The sequence below is a fragment of the Butyricicoccus sp. AM78-15b2TA genome (assembly GCF_027665985.1).
Taxonomy (GTDB): domain Bacteria; phylum Bacillota; class Clostridia; order Oscillospirales; family Butyricicoccaceae; genus Agathobaculum; species Agathobaculum butyriciproducens.
Genome location: NZ_JAQEHY010000011.1, coordinates 1 through 303 on the forward strand (window position 1 = coordinate 1; position 303 = coordinate 303).

Here is a 303-nt window from a genome sequence, read left to right on the forward strand (position 1 = left end):
TCGCAGGTGCCGTGCGTTACAACGTGCCAAGGATTTGCGCGGCACTGCTATGCTGCGCTCTGCTGGAAGTAAACCGCATGTGTAGCAGTACGCTGTCTGTGAACTGCGAAAAGGCGGAGAAAGACACGCTGAGGTAACCCGACTGCCGTTCCCCTTTTCGGAGCGGTCACATATAGGAAATCTGCGCCAGATTAGGAAGCAAGGGAAAGGTAGGAGTCCAAAGAGGAAGGAAAACCGCAGGTTGTCCTTCCTTTTTGCCCCCGCGGCGGGCGCCGCGACGTTCCCGCCGTCCGCAGACGGCGA